Origin of the sequence: Tardiphaga sp. 768_D3_N2_1, assembly GCF_052076105.1 — a bacterium.
Classification (GTDB): Bacteria; Pseudomonadota; Alphaproteobacteria; order Rhizobiales; family Xanthobacteraceae; genus Tardiphaga.
In genome coordinates this window covers 2,655,276-2,675,173 of record NZ_CP197245.1, presented here as the reverse complement: position 1 = coordinate 2,675,173, position 19,898 = coordinate 2,655,276, and the positions used below count along the sequence as shown (strand labels likewise).

Below are 19,898 nucleotides of genomic sequence, written 5' to 3'. Positions count from 1 at the left end.
GCATGAAGCGCAATCCGGGCCAGAGCTCTAATTCAGTTGGTCAGCATGATCCGGCCGACGACCTTGCCGGCGCGCAATTGGTCGATCCATTTCTGTGCATCGCCCATCGGCTCCGCCTTCATCGGCGTGGGCTTTAGTTTGCCGGCGCGAGCCAGTGCCATCAGCTCCTTCGCTTCCTCAAGCGTGCCGACCATGAAGCCTTCGACGGTCATGCGCTTGTAGATCCATTGCACCATGGGCAGGCTGAACTCACCACCCATCAGGCCGGACACCACGATCTTGCCTCCGCGCGCCACCGTGGCCACGGCGAAGTTCATGGATTTGTCGTTGCCGGCAAAGTCGACCACGCCATCGAAGCCGCCGTCATTTTCCTTCACCATGCGCCTGGCGACATCGGGCTCGGCCGGATCGTAAGCGAAGGCTGCGCCGTTCTTCAGCGCGGCCTCGCGTGCGGCGGGGTTGAGATCGGCGACCGAGATCGGCTGCTTGAACATGGCCTGTGCAAGCGCGAGGCCGGCCATGCCGACACCGCCGAGACCGACCAGCAGCAGATTACGCTGCCGCGGACGATCGACCAGGCGCTTAAGTGCGCCGTAAGCGGTAATGCCCGAACACATCAGCGTTGCCGCCATGTTGATCGGCAGCGGATCGTAATCGAGCAGATACTTCTCGTCCGGCACCAGCACATGCGTCGCGAAGCCGCCGTCGAGCGCTACCCCAAGGAAGCGGTTCTTGGTGCAAAGGTTCTCATCGCCAGCGAGACAATCGCGGCACTTGCCGCAGCCGATCCAGGGGAATACGGCTTTCTTCTTGCCGATCAGCGATTGATCGCCATCGGGACCGATTTCATCGACAATCCCCGCGATTTCGTGGCCGAGTGTGAAGGGCAGGGTCATGCCGCGCGTGGTGTCGAGCTTCTTGCCGCCGCCGAGATCTGCGTAGCCATCCTGGATGTGCAGGTCTGAGTGACAGAGCCCGCAGCATTCGATGCGGACCAGCACTTCCCTGCCTTGCGGCTTCGGTGTGTCGACGATGGTTTCGCAGAGCGGAGCGTCGAATTTCACCAGTGACTGGCGCTTCATCATTGCCATTTTGTTTTTCCCTAGACTTCGTTGCATCCTAGCAATCACAGGATGGGGACGAGTTCAAGGGTGCCCAAGAGCGCCAAGTTCGCACCTGCGCATCCAGATCGCCGCGTGCGGAAGTCACGTCACGCGTGCGCGGGCCCGTGCTGCGCGGCGGATGCTGAGCCGTCTCAGGCGCGACCAGTCAGGGGAGACCTGTTCCGGCGCGGGTTCGACCACCACCTGCAATAGCCGCGCATAGTCGAGGACCAATCCGGGTGTCCAGGCCATCGCTTCGGCGCGCTGTCGCAAGACGCCCGCGGCCCATAACTCGGGCGTGACGGCGGCCCGGAAAAATGCGCGCCACGGCCGCTCGGTGCGTCCAAGCACACCTTCGAGCGCGGCATCGAGTGCGTGCGCTACCGCGGTCGAGCAATTGCGGCTGGTGAGGTTGTAGGTCGTATCAACGCGGTAGGTGCGCCAGAAGTGGCGGACGCGGACACGGTCGATGCGCGTGAAACGAATATGTTCAGTGGCCTCGCACCATCCCTGTGCTTCCTCAGCATAGCTCGGCTGGAAACGGCCGGGCAGGTCGTTCTCGATGCCAGCGCGCAGCACGCGGCCGAACTCGTCCGGTGCGCGATCGATTTCGACGGCGGGGTAGTGGCTGATATAGACATTGGGCGCGAGCTCAAGTGCCGCATGCCCGGTGGAGACGATGCCATTGGCATCGACGGCTGCGATGTAGCGATCCACCAATGGCCGACGCCGTGCGCTACGGCCGGGACCTGTGGGGGTCCAGACATGCACGATGAGATCGTCCTTGCCGGCATCGTCCGGCGTGGCAGGCACCCACAATGCGGTGGGAAAGGTGCCACCCACCAGCATCGAGATAGGTGCATCCGATGGTAGTCGTCGCAATCGATTGGCAAGCAGCGTGGTGCTTACCCCGGACACAATGAGAAGTGCGCCGATGTTGAACCCGATCGTGCCTTCGTACCAGGTCGGCCAAGGCTCCAATGTGGTCGCGGCCAGCACGAGTTCGACCGCGCCTGCACCGATGGCCATCCGCCAGTTCTCGAAGCGCACCACCCAGGCACTGACGATGCGTGCGCTGCCGTCGAGCAGCAATACGCCGCCCAGCAGCATCGCGATCAGCAGGTTGGAGTGACGCGGCTGCGCGACAATGATGATAGCTGGTACGATCAGGATAACGGCCTTGGCGAACTGGTATGGCCGGCGCGTGACGGCAAGCAGGGCAGCCAGCAGGCTGACAATGCCTTCCAACAGCAGCAGGTAGCCGAAATAGTGAGGGCGCACGATCGTGCTACCATCGAACGCGTCGATCACGATAGCGAGGCCTAAGACCGCCCACAGCGCACCGATCGCGAGCAGCAATCGCCAGCGGCGTTGCACCACTTCCGCGCCCAGCAGGAGTAGCAGCAGTCGTATCATCGGTTGCCCATGATCCCGGTTTTCCGGGCAAATATAGCCAGCGGATGATTAATGTTTTTATGCGAGGAGCTCTGCGTTCACTGTGGGGTTACGCATGCAGCCTTCAATCGGTTCCGTATCCGGTTCCACGCTTTGGTCGCGCGCCGCGGTGATCATGGCTGCGATGATCTTCGGGCTGACTTACAGCCTCAGTGCAGCGTTGATTGCGCTGGATCTGGCAGAACGCGGCTCGTCCGACACATTCATCGGGGCGAATGCCGCGATGCATGCGGTCGGCGTGCTGGCAATGGCATTTGTGCTGCCAAGGTTTGCCGCCTATGTCGGCATGCGGCGTATGGTGATCGGTGCGCTTGCCGTCGCCGCCGTGGTGCTCGTGCTGTTTCCGGCCGTGCCGTCGATCTGGCTCTGGTTTCCCCTCCGTATCGTGCTTGGCGCTGCGTCTGAAACGCTGTTCGTGATGTCAGAAACATGGCTGAACAGCCTGAGCACCGACGCGACACGGGCCCGCGCCATGGCGGCCTATACTGCCGCGCTCTCGGTAGGCTTCGCGCTTGGTCCACTTACGCTGTCGCTTGTGGGGACGCAGGGCGGGACTGCCTATTGGATCGGCGCAGGATTCTCGATCCTCGCCCTGATGTGTCTGGCGACGCCAGGAATGACACAGCCGGTGTTCGATGAACCCGCGGATGCCAATCCGCTGCGTTTCATCGTGCTGGCGCCAATTGCGATGGCGGCAACGGTCCTGCATGCCGCAGTGGAAAGCGCCGGGCTGTCGTTCCTCGCGCTCTATGCCGTCAAGCTCGGTTGGCTTGAGACCGAAGCGACGCAATTGATGTCGTGCATGATGGTCGGTGCCATCGTGCTGCAACTGCCGATCGGCTGGCTCGGCGATAAACTCGACCGACGTCGCATGATCATCGCCCTGGCAGGACTGGCGGTGATCGGCGCGTTGATCTGGCCATGGGCGTTGTTGTCGCCATGGACCACCTATCCCTTGCTGTTTGTGTGGGGCGGTGTGTTTGTTGGAATCTACACGATCATGCTGACCATCGTTGGCAGCCGCTTCAGCGGCAGCCAGCTGGTTGGCATCTATGCTGCAATGGGACTGATGTGGGGCGCTGGTGCGCTGATCGGCCCGGTATTCGCCGGCGCTGCGATGCAGGGACTGACGCATGGGCTGCCGCTGTTCGTGGCACTCGCCTGCACATGTTTCATGTGGGCTGCGATCAGGAGCCCGGCGCAAGAGATCAAGGCGTCGGCGTAACGCTCTTGGATTTCCGGATCTCGGACAATTCGCGCGCCATTGCGACAAAACCTGACACCGGTACAGTCTCTGCACGTCGCGTGACGTCGATACCGGCGGCGGCGGTCAATCGCTCCGGCTCGACACCGAGCGACTTCAGGCTCTGTCGCAGCATCTTGCGGCGTTGGTTGAAGGCCGCGGCCGCCACCTGTTCCAGCAGGCGACGCTCGCAGGCCTCGGGCTCCGCACGGGGAACAAGGCGTACGACCGATGACGTCACCTTCGGGGGCGGCGTGAAGGCGGCCGGCGAGATGTCGAACAGGATTTTGGTTTCGGCGCGCCAGTTGGAGAGTACACCGAGCCGGCCATAGGCTTCTTCATCTTCGACAGCGACGATGCGTTCTGCGACCTCGCGCTGGAACATCAGCACCATCATGTCGTACCAGGGCGGCCACGGCTCCGTGCATAGCCAGTCGATCAGGAGCTGCGTGCCGATATTATAGGGCAGGTTGGCGACGATCCTGGCGCGCTCGCCTGCGAGCATCGGGCGGGGATCGAAGGTCTGTGCGTCGCCGATCACGATCTCGAGCCGGCCAGGATAGCGCGCGGCGATTTCCTTGAGCGGGCCGAGCGCGCGCTCGTCACGCTCGACGGCGATGACGCGCCTGGCGCCCGTCGCCAGCAATGCACGGGTGAGGCCGCCGGGGCCGGGACCAACCTCGATGACCGTGCAATCCTCCAAAGGGCCGGCGGCGCGTGCGATGCGTGCGGTGAGATTGAGATCGAGCAGAAAATTCTGGCCGAGCGATTTGCGCGCCTGCAGATCGAAACGTTTGATGACGTCACGCAGCGGCGGCAGATCGTCGATCGTGCTCATGCGGATTGCGTCGCGGCCATGCGGGCTGCGAGTTTGAGCGCGGCGATCAGGCTCGACGGATTGGCCTTTCCGGTGCCAGCGATGTTGAACGCGGTGCCGTGATCGGGCGAGGTGCGAATGAAGGGCAGGCCGAGGGTGACGTTGACGCCCTCATCGAAGGCGATGGTCTTGATCGGGATCAGGGCCTGATCGTGATACATGCAGATCGCACAGTCATAGGTCGCGCGGGCCGCAGGATGGAACATGGTGTCGGAGGACAAAGGCCCGCGTGCGTCGATGCCTTCGTTCTGCAGTACGGTGACCGCGTGCATGATGAAGGCCTGCTCCTCATCCCCCATCGAGCCATCTTCGCCGGCATGCGGATTAAGGCCAGCAATTGCCAGTCGCGGCCGCTTGATGCCGAAACGGGTCTTCATGTCGTTGACCACGATGCGAGCGGTGGCAGTGATCAGCGGGCCACTTAGTTGGGCAATGGCATCACGCAGCGAGACATGGATCGTGACCGGCACCACGGCCAGTTCGGGCGACCACAGCAGCATCACCGGCAACGGGACCTTGCCGTCGTGAGCGGCGAGCTCGGCGAGAAATTCGGTGTGACCGGGATGGGTGAAGCCTGCTCGGTAGAGCACGCTCTTGGCGATCGGATTGGTGACGACGGCGCTGGCGTGGCCGGCTTCCACATCCGCGACGGCCTGACGGATCGAGGCGACGGCTGCCGGCGCGCTGGAAGCGTCAGGACGGCGTGGAGGCGCAGTTACCGTCTGCCCGATCGACACCACCGGCAATGCGTCAGGGAACGTCTGGGCGGCACTGGCGGGCGTTGCATCGGCCAGCGTGATGTCCAGGCCGAGCGTCCTGGCGCGTTCAGCCATGAAGTTACGGTCGCCAAGCAGGTAGAACGGGGGCAGGTCGAGTTCGTGCCGACGCAGCCAGGCAGCGATGGCAATGTCCGGGCCGATGCCGGCTGGTTCACCCAATGTCAGCGCAAGAGGTTTGGTCATGGTGCCGCCCTAAGCCAGTCGCGGCCTAAGCCGGATCGGAACTAGCGATATTCGATCATCGCCGCCTTGCGCAAATCCTGCAGATAGGATTTCGACTTCGCCTCGAATTTCTCGGCAAACATCTTGTCCCGGACTTCGCGTTTCTTTGGCGTGTCGACCTTGGTAGGCTTGCGCGCGCACAGCGCCACCATTTCGATGCCCTGGCGGGTCACTTCCGGAGGGGTGAGACGTCCGATCGGGGTCTTGTCGAGCAATTCTCGCAGCGACGGCGGCAGATCGGCGGAGGTCTTGACCACGGTATCGCGGATCGTCGCATTCTGCATCGACTTGAAGGTGCGGTTGGCGTCTTCGCAGCTCTGGATGCGCTCGCGCAGCCCTTCGGCTTCCTTGTGCCGCGCTTCCATCATGCCGGACGCTGCACCGCGGGGCACGACCAGCACGACCGGCCGCATCTGATACTCGAATGCTTCGGTCATGGCGTCGCCGCCGGCGCTCTGGACGGCTGCATCCACTTCCTTTTCGCCGACCTGCAGGCTCTGCTTGAAGCGCCCACGGACGATGGCGTTCCAGACCATGTCGGCCTTCAAACGGCTCTTCAGCGTGTCCGGGCGGATGCCCTTGGAAGCCAGCGACTGCACCAGCTGGTCCGGCGTGAGACGCATGCGCGAGCTCATGTTCTGAAATGCACCATCGACTTCCGAGGCACCGGGATCGACACTGTATTTCTTGCCTTCCTTGATCTTCACCTTCTCGCTGATCAATTCGTCGATCACGTCCTGCCGGCTATTCGTTTTCGAACCCGACAGCGCATTCAACTTGGTGCGCTGTTCGATATCGAAATTGGTGATGGGCTCGCCGTTCACCATGACAGCGACGGACTGGGCCCGAGCCGGCGATCCCGCGCAAATGAGAATGGTGACTGCCGTTGCCAAAGTGGCTTGCAGAACGCGTCCGGAAATCATCGTACCCATCATTGTCAAAACCGCGGTGTCAAAGCTCTCGTCAAAGCAGAATTCGCATACATCGCTATGGAAAACGGAGATTTCACGGCACAGAGAACCGATATTAGTAAGTGCCGCCGGTTCCGCTCGCAGACGTGGTATTGCCAATTGTCCGCAGGCCAATCTGGAACATGAATGTATGGCTGAGGACTGGTGGCGTGCTCAGGTTACTCACGTAGTTGTAGGACGTGACATAATTGACGCCGAGCACGAAACAGTCGTCCACATAGCCCGCGCCGACCGTATACTGGTTGATCTTGTTGGCCTCGAGATCCCAGCGCGCGCCACCGGTGACCACCCAGTTCGATGCCAGTTTGATCGAGCCGGTGCCGAGGAGACCTTCGCGGCGGGTGAGGTAGCCCAACTCCGCCTGCGGAGCGTAGTTGCCATACATCAGGCTGACCGACCAGCGGTCGAAGCTCGCGCGCCCCTCCGCCTCAAAGCGCGAAATATTGCCGGTCGCTTCGTCGATACGAGCACGGGTACTGACCGTATAGGTGCGGTTCGGCGAATAGGCCAAGCTGGCGACGTAGTCGGACCGCGAGGTGGCCAGTCCCGAGTTGACGCCGGTGTTGGTCGTATCGGCGACAGCGAACGAGTTCAGGCCGAACAGCTGATAGGACTGGCCGAACAGGACTTTGACGGAGCCGCCACGGTCGAACTGCGTGGTGGCCTGCACGCCAACATTGGCCCGGCCGCCGCCTTCGACACGGTCGTAACCGGAGAACTTGTTGACGCTGAACAGATTGCTCGCGTCGAAGCTCATGCTCTGCGCGTCTTCGTTCGGCAACTTACCGGCGTAGGTTTCGTTCGGACGAATGATGACCTGAGCGATCGGCTCAAGTGTCGTGGTGCCCCACGGCTGAACGTTGATGAACGGATAGCGATATTCGAGGCCTACGGTCGGCATCACCCGCAGCGCGGTCGTGTCGCCTGTCGGCAGGAAGTTGGAGACGCCGGGCTGGTTCGAGATCGAGGCGTCGATCGCATCGACGCGCAGGATCGCGAACGGCGTGAAGATCTGGCCGAACGAGTCCGTATAGGAACGGCGCCACTGTGCTTCACCAGTCACGCGAGTATAGGTGCCAGGAATGCCGTTCATCAGGCAGTTTGTTGGCGTCCTCGCGAGAGGATCTGCAGAAGTCAGATTGCACAAGCCGTTGGTATTGGCGAGAGACGTGATCGGCGCGAATGAGGCCTGATCACGGCTCAGGCTGGTCATGTTGAACTTGTAGCTGAACTCGCCGCCCAGAATGTTCTGGTTGAGCACATTGTTGTAATCGATCACCGGGTGAATGACTGGAACCTGGCTCTGATTACCGGAGAAGCTCAGATAGTAGATCGTGCGTGCATCGAAGAAGCTGCGCTTGCCGACGCCCGTCAGATAGAGCTGCGAAACGGCTTCCGTCTGCAGGTTCAAAAACGAGGCATAGGGATCCCGGTACATCGACAGCCGGTAATCCTGCAGGAAGTTGTAATCGCTGAGTGCGACTGCATCCCAGCCCCACACCCATTTGTCGTTCAATGCGAACTGGCCCTTGGACTCGACACCGCCGCGCCAGTCCTTGTCGCCGACCGTGTTGGCATATGCATTCCGATCCTGCTGGTTAATGCCATAGGCGCGGATCTGGTAGGAGCCGTCCATCAGTCGCTGGCGGAATTCACCCTGGAGCAACAGGCCCTGTTTGGTCATATACCGCGGTGAGATCGTCGCATCGTAATCGGGGGCGATCGCCCAGTAGAACGGGGTCTCGATACCGAAACCATAGTTGGTGTTGTTCGAGGGCGACGGCATCAGGAAGCCGGTCTTGCGCTTCACCGTTGGATCGGGCGTCGAGAAATACGGGACGTAGGCGAGGGGCACGCCGAAGAACTCGATCCGGGCGTCCTCGAAATACATCATCTTTTCGGTCTGGTCGTGGATGACGCGGGCACCCTTGACCTGCCAAAGCGGCGGCTTCTTCGGATCTTCCTTACAGGCGGCACAGGCTGTGTACACACCGTTCTGGAACACAGTGTAGTTGCCGGCGGTGCGCTCGGCGCGTGTCGCGGCCATGCGGGTCGCATCCGCAGTATCGACACGAAGCGAGTCCACGAAACCGTCGCGGTAGTCGTCGCTGAGGTCGAGCAGGTTGGCATAGGTGATCTTGCCGTCGGCGTCCGTCATCCGGACATTGCCTTCGGCATGCAGGCGCTTGGTCTTCTGGTCGTAGATGACCTTGTCGGCCTCGACGGACGTGCCGTTGTAATACATCTGCACGCTGCCCACTGCGGCGACGCGCGAGTTGTTATAGTCGTAATTGACCTCGGTGGCCTGCACCAGCATCTGCCCGGTCTGGGCGGCAGGGGGCGGCTTCGGCCGGGTGGCGGGGCGATTGTAGGTGAAACTCTGGGCGGCTGCCGGCGTGGTCGCCGCGACGCCAAACGCAGTCGCGAGACCCAAAACGGTTGCGAGAACCGGGGCCAGTACGCCAGACGTGCAGAACCGGTCGCCGCGCATGGTCATGCGCAGCTTCCAATCAAATGCCTGTTCACGGAGGGCGGCAAACACAGCCACTACCCGTCCTCCTGGTACAACAAGGCCAAAAAGCCGGTGAGGCCGCCCACACACACAGGCAGCCACGCCGCAGCAATCGGATGCATCAACTCAGCCTTGCTCAAATCTTCCGTAACTTTCGACAGAACGTAGAGCAGAAAGCCTGCGCCCACGCCACTCAAAACCATCTTCTGGACACCGCCCATCCGAAAGAACCTCAGGCTCACGGAAGCGGCCAGCATCACCATCGCAACCAGCAAAAATGGCTGTGCGATAAGCTTATGATACTGCAAGCGGTACCCGGCCGTCGCGAAACCCGAACTCTCGGAGGATTTGATATACGAAGGAAGTTGCCAAAATGACACTGTTTCGGGGGTCGAAAAACTGTTTCTGACCTGCAGTGGGGTGAGGGTCGTGGCCAGGTACATGCTGTCCTGCTCGACCATGGGCGAATCGAGAGTGTAGCGGCGCACGCCCTTGAACAGCCAGCGACCGGGCTCCAGCGATGCTTCGCGGGCCTCGACCCGTTCCTTGAACTGGGATTCTGTGTCGAACCGGAACACGGTCAGGCCTGTCAGGCGGACGCCCTGCTGCTCGCTGCGGGCAGCATTGATGATGGATTGACCCTCGCGATTGACCTGGTTGATCCAGAAGCCGGAAGCGTCCTGGACGCCGCCGCCCGGCGCATCGCCGAACATCTGAGCCTCCATCCGCTTCGATTCCTCGCGCAGATTGGCCGACAGGGGATTGTAGCCCACGGTCGCCAGCACACCCAGGACGAGGGCGCTGGCCAGCGCAGGGGAAATAAACTGCCAGGCCGAGACGCCGGCGGCGCGGGCGACCACCAGTTCGAGCCGCCGCGACAGCGCGAGATAACAGGTCATGGCACCGATCAGGATGCAAAACGGCATCATCTTCTCAAGCAACTGAGGCACCCGGTACAGCGACGTCTGTGCCACCATCAGAGCGGAGGCCGAGGCCAGCCCGGAGGTGCGCCTGACCATCTCAATGTAATCGACCAGCACCAGCAGCATGAAGATGCTGGTGAACACGCCCAAGGCCGCCACCAGGAAGCGACCGGCGAAATATCTGCCAATGGTGTTGGTGATCATGCTCATGCGGCGGCTGGCCGTCGGAAGAGGCGCAACAACCGCTCGTTGGATCTGTTGATTGCTTCCACCAGCTTCGCCGGCGGTTCCACCACGATCCCGGCAGAGATGATCCAGAAGCTGACGCCGATCGCGGCGGCCAGCAGGGCATATTGAAGCGGTGCGGCGAAGTCCGATTTCGCTGCCACGACGGAGCAGGCAAAGCCCGCCATGCGCAGGCCGAACACTGCGGCAATCGCGCTGCCCATCGAGAAGTTGCGGCTCTGCCGCGTGGTCCGTGGCGAGCCCAGGAATGCGAAGGTCAGGGCGGCAAAGGCCAGCGGATAGATCGGCGCCATCAGGCGGTCGTGCATCTCGGCGCTGAACTGCCGCGGCACCTGCTTGTAAAGCGGGTCATCCACGGGCGGCGCCGTCAATTCCCAGAGATAACGTTCACGAATTCCGTAGGTAACGTCCTGGCTGCGATTAGAGAATTTCGACATATCGAAAGCATAACGGCCGAACGCCACCATGGCGGGGTCGGTCTTGCCGGTTTCGAAGCGCTGCAGATTGCCGTCTTCCAGGATCAGGAATGAACCATCCTTGTTTTTCAGCACCGTGCCATGGTCGGCAATGATGGTGACGCGCTCCTTTGGGTCGCGGCGATCGTCCACGAAGATGCCCACCAGTAATCCGCCGGGCTGACGCTCCCGGACGCGGATGGTCAGGTTCTGGTCGAGCTGCGCGAAGCGGCCTGGCTGCAGGATATTCGCCAACACGTCGGCGGTGATCTCGGCGTCCCAGCGCTTCAGCCGGCGCATGCCGTCCGGTGCCAGATATGAGCCAATGAAAGCCACGAGCAGCGATACGACGATTGTCGCGAACAGGAAGGGACGAAACAGCCGTTGCGGCGACAGGCCGGCGGCATTCATCACGATGATTTCGGAATCGGTGGCGAGCTTGGTCAGGGTGTGGGACACCGCGATCATCAGGGCGATCGGAGCAATGATCAGAACGAGAACGGGAATCGCAAGGCTGGTGACGCCGAGGAACGTCAGAATAGTCTGACCCTGGCTCGTCATCAGGTCGATTCCGCGCAGCGCCTGCGTGATCCAGATCACGCCCGTCAGGCTGACCAGAACCACCGCAAACGACGCCAGCGTCGTGCGGAAGATATACCTGTCGATAGACCCCATTGGTCCGATCAATCCCCGTTCCGGTGGTTAAAGCCGCCTGTATGTCCAATCTCCGCGCGGGAGACCCCCAAGGACATGCTGCGATCTTCAGAAGTCCATCACCTCACTTAGCATCCCTTTGATTGGTCAACAAAATGGCCGGGGGATGGCTCGCTCAAGATATGGTTAATTATGTGCCCGATGTGTCCCTCGGGCCACTGAAATGCCCCGCAACTCGCGTGGTGGCGAGGAACTGGGCCAGTCGGTAAGGCCCATTCGTTGGCAAGGCCGTCAGCTAAGGCCAGAGTCGGCCCATTCGGACACAGGCAATACCCGAATCGTGGGTTACGTGCGGTTTGGTTTCCCTCGGGGGACACAAGAAACTATCGATAAAACTATCGATCCTTGGCGGTTTCGGTCAGAACCCGTCTTGACGGTTCGCGCTGCGACGACAACAAAACACTTGAACCCCGCCGCACTGACCGGATTCCGCGCCGACCCCTGCGACAGCCTGATTCTTCTGGAGGAATTTGCCATGTCCGACGCCGTCAAGGTCGGCTTTGTTCCGTTTGCCACTGCCGTGCGCGGTGTTCTCGTGGTGTTCTGTGATGAAGCATTGAAATTCGGCCCTGCCGCCACCAAGGCCCTGGGGGACGCGGCGACGACTGTGAAACGCGCGGCCGGGACCAGCAAGTTCAAGGGCAAAAGTGCATCAGCGCTCGACATTCTTGCCCCTGACGGCATCAAGGCGTCGCGTCTCATCGTGATCGGTACCGGCAAGCTGGCTGATCTCAAGGAAACCGACCTGTTGAAATTCGGTGGCGTGCTCGCCGGGAAGGTCGGCACCAGCAACGAGGCGGTGACCGTCATCGCAGAGTTGGCTTCGGGGCCTATGACGGCGGAGCAGGCGGCATCGGTCGCCTCTGGTGTACTGCTGCGCGCCTACAAGTTCGATCGTTACAAAACCAAAAAGAAGGATACTGACGAGGCGTCAGGCAATGTCGCGGTTTCGTTGGCCGTCAGCGACGTCGCCGCGGCCAAGAAGGCCTTTGCGCCGGGCAATCATATCGTCAATGGTGTCGTGCTGGCCCGCGAACTCGTGAACGAGCCGCCAAACGTGCTGTTTCCCGCCGAATTTGCGCGCCGCGCCGGTGAGTTAAAGAAGCTCGGCGTCACGGTCGAAGTGCTCGACGTCAAGGCGATGACCAAGCTTGGCATGGGCGCGCTGCTTGGCGTGTCCCAAGGGTCTGTGCGTCCCGGCCGTATGGTGGTGATGCGCTGGAACGGTGGCAAGAAGGGCGAGCAGCCCGTCGCCTTTATCGGCAAGGGCGTGACCTTCGATACAGGTGGCATCTCCATCAAGCCGGCCGGCAGCATGGAAGACATGAAGGGCGACATGGGCGGCGCAGCCTGCGTCGTTGGCCTGATGCATGCGCTCGCCGGCCGCAAGGCCAAGGTCAATGTGGTTGGCGCCATCGGCATCGTCGAAAACATGCCGGACGGCAACGCGCAGCGTCCAGGCGACATCGTGACATCGATGTCCGGTCAGACCATCGAAATCATCAACACCGACGCTGAAGGCCGCCTCGTACTGGCTGATGTGCTTTGGTATGTGGCGAAGAAGTTCAAGCCGAAATTCATGGTCGATCTGGCGACGCTGACCGGTGCGATCATGGTCGCGCTCGGGACCGAATATGCTGGCATGTTCTCGAACAATGACGAACTCGCAGAGCGTCTGTCCACCGTCGGGCAGGCCACCGGCGAACGTGTCTGGCGGATGCCGCTCGGTCCGGAATACGACAAGCAAATCGACTCGCAATTCGCCGACATGAAGAACACCGGCACGCGCAATGGCGGCTCGATCACTGCTGCGCAGTTCCTGCAGCGTTTCGTCGACGATACGCCGTGGGCGCATCTCGATATCGCCGGCACCGCCATGGGTGCGCCGAAGACCGAGATTAATCAGAGCTGGGGTTCGGGTTACGGCGTGCGGCTGCTGGATCGGCTTGTTGCCGACTATTACGAGGCGAAGAAGTAGTCCGACACGATGACCGAGGTCCTGTTCTATCACCTGCAGAACATGACGCTGGAGAGCGTGCTGCCGCCGCTGCTCGAGAAGTCGCTCGAGCGCGGCTGGCGTGTCGTCGTGCAATCTACATCAGAAGAACGTGCCGATGCGCTCGATGCGCATCTGTGGACCTATCGTGACGATTCATTTCTGCCACACGCCACCTGGCGTGTGGCAGACGCTGCAGATCAACCGATCATTCTCGCGATAGAAGAGGGCAATCCCAATCGTGCCCAGGTCCGGTTCCTTGTGGACAGCGCGGCGGTGCCGGCAGATGCCGACGGTTATGAGCGTATGGTGCTGGTATTCAACGGCGATGATGCCGATGCGCTCGCTGCAGCGCGAGCAGCCTGGACTGACTGCAAGGCGAGGGGCTTTACCGCCACTTACTGGCAGACCGATGAACGCGGTCGGTGGCAGCGCAAGAATTAGCTGCCGATTGGCGATCTGCTGCAATTAATGATAATTGTAGATTTCCTCACCGGTATCCACCGCTGTGTCATGGTGGTGCCGCAAATGAATGATGTTACAGGCGCTTATCGCCTGTCTTGGGGTTGCGTAATCGTGCGACAAGAAAAGCTTCATCGAAACGGTCTGCTCGTGCTGCTGCTTGCTGCGCCATTGCTTGCTGGCTGCGCCGGCGTGGGCGGTGACGCATTCTCCACGGATCTGCTGTCCAAGGATGCCGACTGGTTCTCCAAGCCAGGTCGCGTATTCATCAAGAATGTTTCGATCGAGACGCCGCCGCTGTCGCCTGAGCAGGCGGTCAGTCCGCAGGATCTCATCAGCGCTGACGGTGCGTGTCCGGGCATGGCGCCGCGTGATGCCAACGCGCTTGCCGATGGTACCGCAGGTGCGCCGGTTCAAACTGGCGTCGTGGCGCTTGGCCACACGGAATGCGACGTGGCGCGCGGTGCAGGCGCGCCCGACAATGTCAGCCTCTCGACCAACCCGCGCGGTGATCGCGTTGCCGTGCTGACCTATCTGCGTGGTCCGCGCGCTGGTATCTATACATTTACGTCCGGCCGTCTGACCGTGGTTGAACGTGGTCCGGAAGTTGAGCAGCCCAAGACCGCGCGTCCGAAGGCTAAAAAGCGCGCCGCGACCTGATTTTTCATGAAGATTTGGAAGTAAGCGGCGGCTGCGTTTTCAGCCGCTCGCTTCTTCGTACAGAGAACTCGCGTTCAGCCATTGCTCTTCGGCGCGTTGCAATGCGTCTGCCGCAGCCGCGCGCGCCTTGGTGAGTTGAGTGGCTTGCTTCGGATCCTTCTTGAAGAGGTCGGGCAACGCCAATGCGGTATCGATCTTGGCAATGATGCCGGTGATGCGCTCCATCTCGGCTTCCGCGTCTGCGACCTGCTGCTTGAGCGGGATCTTCCGCTCTTTCGGTTTAGCAAGCTTTTCGCGATCCGTGCTGGCGCGGTCGCGTGCCGGCGTGCGCGTGCCCCGGCTTTGCATGACGATCTTGCGATAGTCGTCGAGGTCGCCGTCGAAATTGGTGACCGTACGGTCGGCGACGACCCAGAGCTGATCGGCGCAGGCTTCGATCAGGTAGCGATCATGGGAGACCATGATTACTGCGCCGGGAAATTCGTTGATCGCCTCGGCCAGCGCTGCGCGGCTGTCGATATCGAGATGGTTGGTTGGTTCGTCCAGAATGATCATGTTCGGACCGTAGAAAGTCGCGAGCCCGAGCAGGAGACGTGCCTTTTCGCCGCCGGACAGGCTCTTCACGACCGTATCTGCGGCCTTGCCGGAAAAACCGATATTGCCGGCGCGCGCGCGGATTTTCGATTCCGGCATGTCCGGCATGAGCTTGCGCACGTGATCGTAGACGGAGTTGTCCATCACGAGCTCGTCGAGCTGATGCTGGGCGAAGTAGGCAATCGAAAGCTTGTCCGCGCGTGTGATCGATCCCGAAAACGGCTTGAGCTTGTTCGCCAGCAGCTTGACCAGCGTCGACTTGCCGTTGCCGTTGGAGCCGAGCAGGGCAATGCGATCCTCGGTATCGATCCGGAGTGTCACCTGATTGAGTACCGGCTTTCCGGGCTCATAGCCGACCGAGACGTTGTCCACCGCAAGAATCGGCGGCGACAGGATCTTCTCGGGCGCAGGGAAGACGATCTCGCGCACGTCTTGGGTGACCAGCGCCGAGATTGGCTTCATGCGCTCCAGCATCTTCACACGCGATTGTGCCTGACGTGCCTTGGAGGCCTTGGCCTTGAAGCGGTCGACGAAGTCCTGCAGCCGCTTGCGCTCGGCTTCCTGACGCTTGATGTTCTTAGCGTCGAGCGCCTCCTTGTTGGCGCGGAACTCTTCGTAATTGGAGTAAGTGCCGCGATAGTGCACGAGCTTGCCGCGATCGAGATGTAGGATCTCGTTGACCGACGTATCGAGCAGATCGCGGTCATGGCTGATGACGATGACCGTTCGCGGATAGTTCGCGAGATGGTCCTCAAGCCACAGCGTGCCTTCGAGATCGAGATAGTTGGTCGGCTCGTCCAGCAACAACAGATCCGGCGCCGAGAACAGCGTTGCAGCCAGCGCGACACGCATGCGCCAGCCGCCGGAGAATTCCGAACAGGAGCGCAACTGGGCTTCGGCCGAGAAGCCAAGGCCGCTCAGGATTGCTGCGGCGCGGGCAGGCGCTGAATGCGCATCGATATCGACGAGGCGGGTCTGGATCTCGGCGATCCGGTCCGGGTCGGTAGCGGTTTCTGCCTCCTTCAGGAGTGCGTCGCGCTCGAGATCCGCTTTCAGCACGACGGTGATCAGGCTTTCGGGACCGTCAGGCGCCTCCTGGGCGAGGCTGCCGATACGCCAGCGCGGCGGGATCGAGATACTCCCGGTTTCGGTGGCCAGATCGCCGCGAATGGCGTGAAAAAGCGTCGATTTGCCGACGCCGTTACGTCCAACGAAACCCACGCGGGCACCCGGCGCGATCTGTACGGTGCTCTCTTCAATGAGCAGGCGACCGGCGATCCGGATCGAAATGTCTGTGATGGAAAGCATGCGGGGTTGTCACCGCTGCGACGCACAAAGGCAACCCCGATTTGCGACGGACGGTACGCGCTTGTGGCACTTTGCCGTTAGCGGCCGCCCTTTTCGTCCTGCCGCTGCATCTGATCGACCAGCATCTGCAAATGAGAGGGCAGTGCGTCGTCCGGACCAATATCGCGGCGCAACCGTTCGCCGATGGCATTGCAGATCGCCGCGCTCGTCGCGCGGTCGATGTGCTCTTCGCCATCCCTGGTGATTTGGTTCTGCATCGTCTTTCCGGTGTTCGTGGCAGTTGAATGACACTACGGCAAGTCGTGCGGGCCGAAATTGTTTCAAGATTTATGGATTTGAGGCTGTTTGAGTCAAAATTCGATGAATCGATGGGATCCGCAAAGAAAAAGCCCGGCCGAGGGAGCGGCCGGGCGGTATTTTCTGCTAGCGGAACGTCAGTAGCAGCGATTGACCAGCCGCCAACGGGGACCCCACGGGGTCGGAACGACCCGGCGAACGACACATCCACCGCCGCCATAGCCGTATACCGGCCCGCCGATGAAGCGGGGCCCGCCCCAGCCGCGATGCCATCCGCCATGCCACCCGCCGCCATGCCAGCCACCGCCGTGCCATCCACCGTGGCCACCCCAGGCAGAAGCCGAGGTCGGAGCCAGCGCGGCGGCGCCCAATGAGGCCGCTGCAACCAAAGTCAGTGCGATCTTGCGGAACATTCTCATCTCCTCTGGTACGGCGCGTGTTGCGCCTGCCGTGAACATGGCGCCGGGGGCAAATGCCGTTGGCCGGGGTCATTGCAGGCAGTCTAGGAGAGGAAAGCTGAACCGGATCGAGCCAGTCCTGTCAGAAATGGTTCATGTTGATGACATCGCGGTTATTTTCAGTGCCGGACTTGGCAAAATGGGGCCTGCGACATTTGGACGGATCGCTTGCCGTTCCCAGATAGCGTCGATATAAGCCGCCATCTTCCAGCGACTGTTATTCAAGGATAAATCATGGCTATCGAGCGTACCTTTTCGATTCTGAAGCCCGACGCGACCGAGCGTAATCTGACCGGTGCGATCAACGCGCTGATCGAAAAGGCCGGTCTGCGGATCGTTGCGCAAAAGCGTATTCGCATGACCCGCGAACAGGCCGGCACCTTCTACGCCGTTCACAAGGAACGCCCCTTCTTCGGTGAACTGGTGGACTTCATGACCTCGGGTCCGGTTGTCGTGCAGGTTCTGGAAGGCGAGAACGCCGTCCTCAAGCATCGCGACGTGATGGGCGCGACCGATCCATCGAAGGCTGCCGACGGTACCATCCGCAAGCTTCACGCGAAGTCGATCGGCGAGAACTCGGTGCATGGTTCGGACGCTCTGGAAACTGCGGCGATCGAGATCGCACAGTTCTTCTCAGGCAACGAGATCGTCGGCTAAACTTCCGGCCGAATTGACGACCGGTCGGCGCGCGGGGGCGCGCCGACCTTTCCAATCAAAACGAACAAACAAAGGGGCGCGCCGTGGACTGGTTGCTGCATATTCTCGATCCGGCGACGATCAAGTCGGTTTTCGTTCAGTTTCAGGTCGAAATGCAGCAGCCCGCATTCTGGGTCGCTGTCGGCAAGATCATCTGGATCAACGTCCTGCTTTCCGGCGACAACGCCCTCGTGATCGCACTGGCCTGCCGTGGCCTGGAGCCGAAGCAGCGCATGTGGGGCATGATCCTCGGCGCCGCGGCCGCTGTGATCCTCCGTATCATCTTCACCGGTATCGTCGCCTCGCTGATGGCGCTGCCCTATCTCAAGCTGGTGGGCGGCCTCGCACTTATCGTCATCGCAGCCAAACTGCTGGTCCCCGAACCGGAAGAAGAGGACGGCGTGAAGGCCGCTTCGCATCTGTGGGCCGCTGTGCAGATCGTGGTCGTCGCCGATATCGTGATGAGCCTCGACAACGTTATCGCCGTGGCTGCTGCGGCCAATGGCAGCGTGCCGCTGCTGATCCTCGGCCTCGCGATCAGCGTGCCGCTGATCGTCGCCGGCGCGGCGCTGATCATGGCGCTGCTTACCCGCATGCCTGTGTTGGTCTGGCTTGGTGCCGCACTGCTTGGTTGGGTCGCGGGCGAAGTCATCGCCACCGATCCGGCGATCATGCCGCTGCTGCACAGCGCTTTTGGCGGTGCGTTCGGCGCCAACCTCGACAGCGTGATGGCCTCGCTCGGCAGCGGTATCCGCTTCACCAATAATGGTCCGGGTGGCGAGATCCTTTGCGGCCTGGCCGGCATCTTCGTAGTCTTGGCGATCGGCGCGCTATGGCGTCGTCGCAGCATGGCAGGGCACGCCGAGCAGGCGGCCTAACTCCATAAAAACGAAAAGCGGGCGAGAGGCATTTGCCTTTCGCCCGCTTTTTTGTTTCTGGAACCCGGTCGTTTCTAGAACTTGAATTCGACACCCAGCGTTCCCTGGTGGGACTGCGAATAGGCGCGGAACTTGCCGTCATAATTGAGATAGAGACGTGCGGTGTTGCTAAGGCTCAGCGACGCCGATGCGCCGGCATCTGCGCCGTATTGGCTTTCGCCGATCCCCTGAACGGTGATGCTCTCGGCACCGAGGCTGATGGTAACGTTGCTGAAGCTCTGATGCACGTTGTCGACGAATTTGGCATAGCCCGACAGATCCAGAATCTTCTGATCAAATATCCAATAATGCCCGACTTCGGCGCCAATCAGGATGCGCGCGCGCTCGGCTGATGCGCCGCTTGCGTTGACAGGATTGAGGCCGCCAAGCTCCTGCATCGCGCCGGTTGTCGCGCGGGTGTATTCGAAGGCAGCCTTGGGCACGATCCGTGCCTGTTCGTAACTCCAGAAATAGCTCAGCTCGGTCAGCGCGCCGTCGATCCGCGCATTGTAGCCGGCGCTCGCGAACCCCAGGCCCGTGTCGCGGCGCGAGTTGATGTCGCCGAAGCCGTGCACCAACGCGATTGCCCAGGTCCATGCACCCTTGTCGACCGACGCATTGACGCCGATCTGCGTGAGGTCGAGCGTCGCTGATTGCAACGCTAGCGGAACATCGATCGTGGTGTGGCTCTGGTCCACCGACAGCCCGACATTGACGCCCGGCATCAGCTGGGCGCCGATCCCGGCAACGCCGCCGATGGTCCGGCGCTTGTCGCCGACAAAGTCCCCGAACAAGCTGGTGTGAGCGCCGACGCCATAGAGTTCGGCCCAGCTTCGAAAGCGTGGCGCTTCGGAGGTCTCCGATGCGCCGCCGCCGCCGGGATTGGTGCGCGACGCGCGGTTGAAGCCGTAGCTTGCCTGATCGCCGAGGCGCCGCAGGAACTGGCTACCGAGATCGCCAATGGCGATGCCGGCGGATTGCCCGGCATTGAAGTCGGTCGACGAGGGCAT

Annotated in this window: 18 protein-coding genes; 6 read left to right on the top strand and 12 right to left on the bottom strand. The window is 61.4% G+C overall.

Translation table 11 applies throughout. From position 1 onward, the window contains the following. Positions 1-32 precede the first annotated feature (32 nt). A complete protein-coding gene (locus tag AB8A27_RS12380) occupies positions 33-1,091 on the bottom strand; it encodes an alcohol dehydrogenase (protein WP_441242163.1) in 1,059 nt (352 codons plus the stop codon). A 114-nt stretch (positions 1,092-1,205) separates the two neighbouring features. Further along, the gene (locus tag AB8A27_RS12375) at positions 1,206-2,519 is read right to left on the bottom strand and encodes an HdeD family acid-resistance protein (RefSeq protein ID WP_441242162.1); all 1,314 of its coding nucleotides are present in this window, start codon (positions 2,517-2,519) and stop codon (positions 1,206-1,208) included. Positions 2,520-2,613: 94 nt separating this feature from the next. Here AB8A27_RS12375 and AB8A27_RS12370 point away from each other — a divergent pair, with 94 nt between their 5' ends. Beyond that, positions 2,614-3,783, top strand: coding sequence for an MFS transporter (locus AB8A27_RS12370; protein WP_441242161.1), 1,170 nt, complete (start codon positions 2,614-2,616; stop codon positions 3,781-3,783). Here the strand turns inward: AB8A27_RS12370 and rsmA are convergent. From rsmA to lptF, 6 genes are all read right to left on the bottom strand, one after another. Continuing rightward, positions 3,767-4,639, bottom strand: a complete 873-nt coding sequence (rsmA, locus tag AB8A27_RS12365; RefSeq protein WP_441242160.1) for a 16S rRNA (adenine(1518)-N(6)/adenine(1519)-N(6))-dimethyltransferase RsmA — start codon at positions 4,637-4,639, stop codon at positions 3,767-3,769. The genes AB8A27_RS12370 and rsmA overlap by 17 nt on opposite strands. Beyond that, complete coding sequence (gene pdxA, locus AB8A27_RS12360; protein ID WP_441242159.1) at positions 4,636-5,640, bottom strand: 4-hydroxythreonine-4-phosphate dehydrogenase PdxA; 1,005 nt, start codon at positions 5,638-5,640, stop codon at positions 4,636-4,638. Before pdxA ends, rsmA begins: the two co-directional genes overlap by 4 nt. A gap of 41 nt (positions 5,641-5,681) precedes the next feature. Continuing rightward, positions 5,682-6,611, bottom strand: coding sequence for a SurA N-terminal domain-containing protein (locus AB8A27_RS12355; RefSeq protein ID WP_441244896.1), 930 nt, complete (start codon positions 6,609-6,611; stop codon positions 5,682-5,684). A gap of 94 nt (positions 6,612-6,705) precedes the next feature. After that, positions 6,706-9,147 carry an LPS-assembly protein LptD gene (locus AB8A27_RS12350; protein ID WP_441242158.1) on the bottom strand — a complete coding sequence of 814 codons (2,442 nt, stop codon included), beginning with the start codon at positions 9,145-9,147 and terminating at the stop codon, positions 6,706-6,708. 50 nt (positions 9,148-9,197) lie between these two features. Then, positions 9,198-10,295 (bottom strand): LPS export ABC transporter permease LptG, encoded by a 1,098-nt coding sequence (lptG, locus tag AB8A27_RS12345; RefSeq protein ID WP_092143927.1) that lies wholly within the window; start codon positions 10,293-10,295, stop codon positions 9,198-9,200. Beyond that, positions 10,292-11,461, bottom strand: a complete 1,170-nt coding sequence (lptF, locus tag AB8A27_RS12340) for an LPS export ABC transporter permease LptF (RefSeq protein ID WP_441244895.1) — start codon at positions 11,459-11,461, stop codon at positions 10,292-10,294. Before lptF ends, lptG begins: the two co-directional genes overlap by 4 nt. Before the next feature lie 514 nt (positions 11,462-11,975). Here lptF and AB8A27_RS12335 point away from each other — a divergent pair. From AB8A27_RS12335 to AB8A27_RS12325, 3 genes are all read left to right on the top strand, one after another. Next, positions 11,976-13,478, top strand: a complete 1,503-nt coding sequence (locus AB8A27_RS12335; RefSeq protein WP_441242157.1) for a leucyl aminopeptidase — start codon at positions 11,976-11,978, stop codon at positions 13,476-13,478. 9 nt (positions 13,479-13,487) lie between these two features. After that, positions 13,488-13,940 (top strand): DNA polymerase III subunit chi, encoded by a 453-nt coding sequence (locus AB8A27_RS12330; RefSeq protein WP_093758304.1) that lies wholly within the window; start codon positions 13,488-13,490, stop codon positions 13,938-13,940. 84 nt (positions 13,941-14,024) lie between these two features. After that, entirely contained in the window at positions 14,025-14,618 is a 594-nt protein-coding gene (locus AB8A27_RS12325) for a hypothetical protein (protein ID WP_441242156.1), read from the top strand. A gap of 39 nt (positions 14,619-14,657) precedes the next feature. Here the strand turns inward: AB8A27_RS12325 and AB8A27_RS12320 are convergent, their stop codons facing one another. The 3 genes from AB8A27_RS12320 to AB8A27_RS12310 all read right to left on the bottom strand — a co-directional run bounded on the left by AB8A27_RS12320 (position 14,658) and on the right by AB8A27_RS12310 (position 17,230). Further along, on the bottom strand, positions 14,658-16,520 hold the full coding sequence (locus AB8A27_RS12320; protein ID WP_441242155.1) for an ABC-F family ATP-binding cassette domain-containing protein: 1,863 nt from the start codon (positions 16,518-16,520) through the stop codon (positions 14,658-14,660). A gap of 77 nt (positions 16,521-16,597) precedes the next feature. Beyond that, a complete protein-coding gene (locus AB8A27_RS12315) occupies positions 16,598-16,777 on the bottom strand; it encodes a hypothetical protein (protein WP_441242154.1) in 180 nt (59 codons plus the stop codon). Positions 16,778-16,954: 177 nt separating this feature from the next. After that, positions 16,955-17,230: a sulfur globule protein precursor gene (locus AB8A27_RS12310; protein ID WP_441242153.1), complete on the bottom strand. Its 276-nt coding sequence runs from the start codon at positions 17,228-17,230 to the stop codon at positions 16,955-16,957. Between the two features lie 279 nt (positions 17,231-17,509). On the opposite strand from AB8A27_RS12310, the gene ndk reads away from it, so the two are divergent. Together ndk and AB8A27_RS12300 are read left to right on the top strand one after the other, a co-directional pair. Then, a complete protein-coding gene (gene ndk / locus AB8A27_RS12305) occupies positions 17,510-17,932 on the top strand; it encodes a nucleoside-diphosphate kinase (protein ID WP_441242152.1) in 423 nt (140 codons plus the stop codon). An 83-nt stretch (positions 17,933-18,015) separates the two neighbouring features. Then, complete coding sequence (locus tag AB8A27_RS12300) at positions 18,016-18,849, top strand: TerC family protein (protein ID WP_441242151.1); 834 nt, start codon at positions 18,016-18,018, stop codon at positions 18,847-18,849. A gap of 74 nt (positions 18,850-18,923) precedes the next feature. On the opposite strand, the gene AB8A27_RS12295 is transcribed toward AB8A27_RS12300, so the two are convergent. After that, positions 18,924-19,898 (bottom strand): autotransporter outer membrane beta-barrel domain-containing protein, encoded by a 975-nt coding sequence (locus AB8A27_RS12295; protein WP_441242150.1) that lies wholly within the window; start codon positions 19,896-19,898, stop codon positions 18,924-18,926.

Excerpts from the sequence above, each read along its gene's own strand:
- AB8A27_RS12380 (WP_441242163.1), bottom strand. The coding sequence starts at position 1,091 with ATGGCAATGATGAAGCGCCAGTCACTGGTGAAATTCGACGCTCCGCTC.
- AB8A27_RS12375 (WP_441242162.1), bottom strand. The coding sequence starts at position 2,519 with ATGATACGACTGCTGCTACTCCTGCTGGGCGCGGAAGTGGTGCAACGC.
- AB8A27_RS12370 (WP_441242161.1), top strand. The coding sequence starts at position 2,614 with ATGCAGCCTTCAATCGGTTCCGTATCCGGTTCCACGCTTTGGTCGCGC.
- rsmA (WP_441242160.1), bottom strand. The coding sequence starts at position 4,639 with ATGAGCACGATCGACGATCTGCCGCCGCTGCGTGACGTCATCAAACGT.
- pdxA (WP_441242159.1), bottom strand. The coding sequence starts at position 5,640 with ATGACCAAACCTCTTGCGCTGACATTGGGTGAACCAGCCGGCATCGGC.
- AB8A27_RS12355 (WP_441244896.1), bottom strand. The coding sequence starts at position 6,611 with ATGGGTACGATGATTTCCGGACGCGTTCTGCAAGCCACTTTGGCAACG.
- AB8A27_RS12350 (WP_441242158.1), bottom strand. The coding sequence starts at position 9,147 with ATGACCATGCGCGGCGACCGGTTCTGCACGTCTGGCGTACTGGCCCCG.
- lptG (WP_092143927.1), bottom strand. The coding sequence starts at position 10,295 with ATGAGCATGATCACCAACACCATTGGCAGATATTTCGCCGGTCGCTTC.
- lptF (WP_441244895.1), bottom strand. The coding sequence starts at position 11,461 with ATGGGGTCTATCGACAGGTATATCTTCCGCACGACGCTGGCGTCGTTT.
- AB8A27_RS12335 (WP_441242157.1), top strand. The coding sequence starts at position 11,976 with ATGTCCGACGCCGTCAAGGTCGGCTTTGTTCCGTTTGCCACTGCCGTG.
- AB8A27_RS12330 (WP_093758304.1), top strand. The coding sequence starts at position 13,488 with ATGACCGAGGTCCTGTTCTATCACCTGCAGAACATGACGCTGGAGAGC.
- AB8A27_RS12325 (WP_441242156.1), top strand. The coding sequence starts at position 14,025 with ATGAATGATGTTACAGGCGCTTATCGCCTGTCTTGGGGTTGCGTAATC.
- AB8A27_RS12320 (WP_441242155.1), bottom strand. The coding sequence starts at position 16,520 with ATGCTTTCCATCACAGACATTTCGATCCGGATCGCCGGTCGCCTGCTC.
- AB8A27_RS12315 (WP_441242154.1), bottom strand. The coding sequence starts at position 16,777 with ATGCAGAACCAAATCACCAGGGATGGCGAAGAGCACATCGACCGCGCG.
- AB8A27_RS12310 (WP_441242153.1), bottom strand. The coding sequence starts at position 17,230 with ATGTTCCGCAAGATCGCACTGACTTTGGTTGCAGCGGCCTCATTGGGC.
- ndk (WP_441242152.1), top strand. The coding sequence starts at position 17,510 with ATGGCTATCGAGCGTACCTTTTCGATTCTGAAGCCCGACGCGACCGAG.
- AB8A27_RS12295 (WP_441242150.1), bottom strand. The coding sequence starts at position 19,898 with ATGCCCTCGTCGACCGACTTCAATGCCGGGCAATCCGCCGGCATCGCC.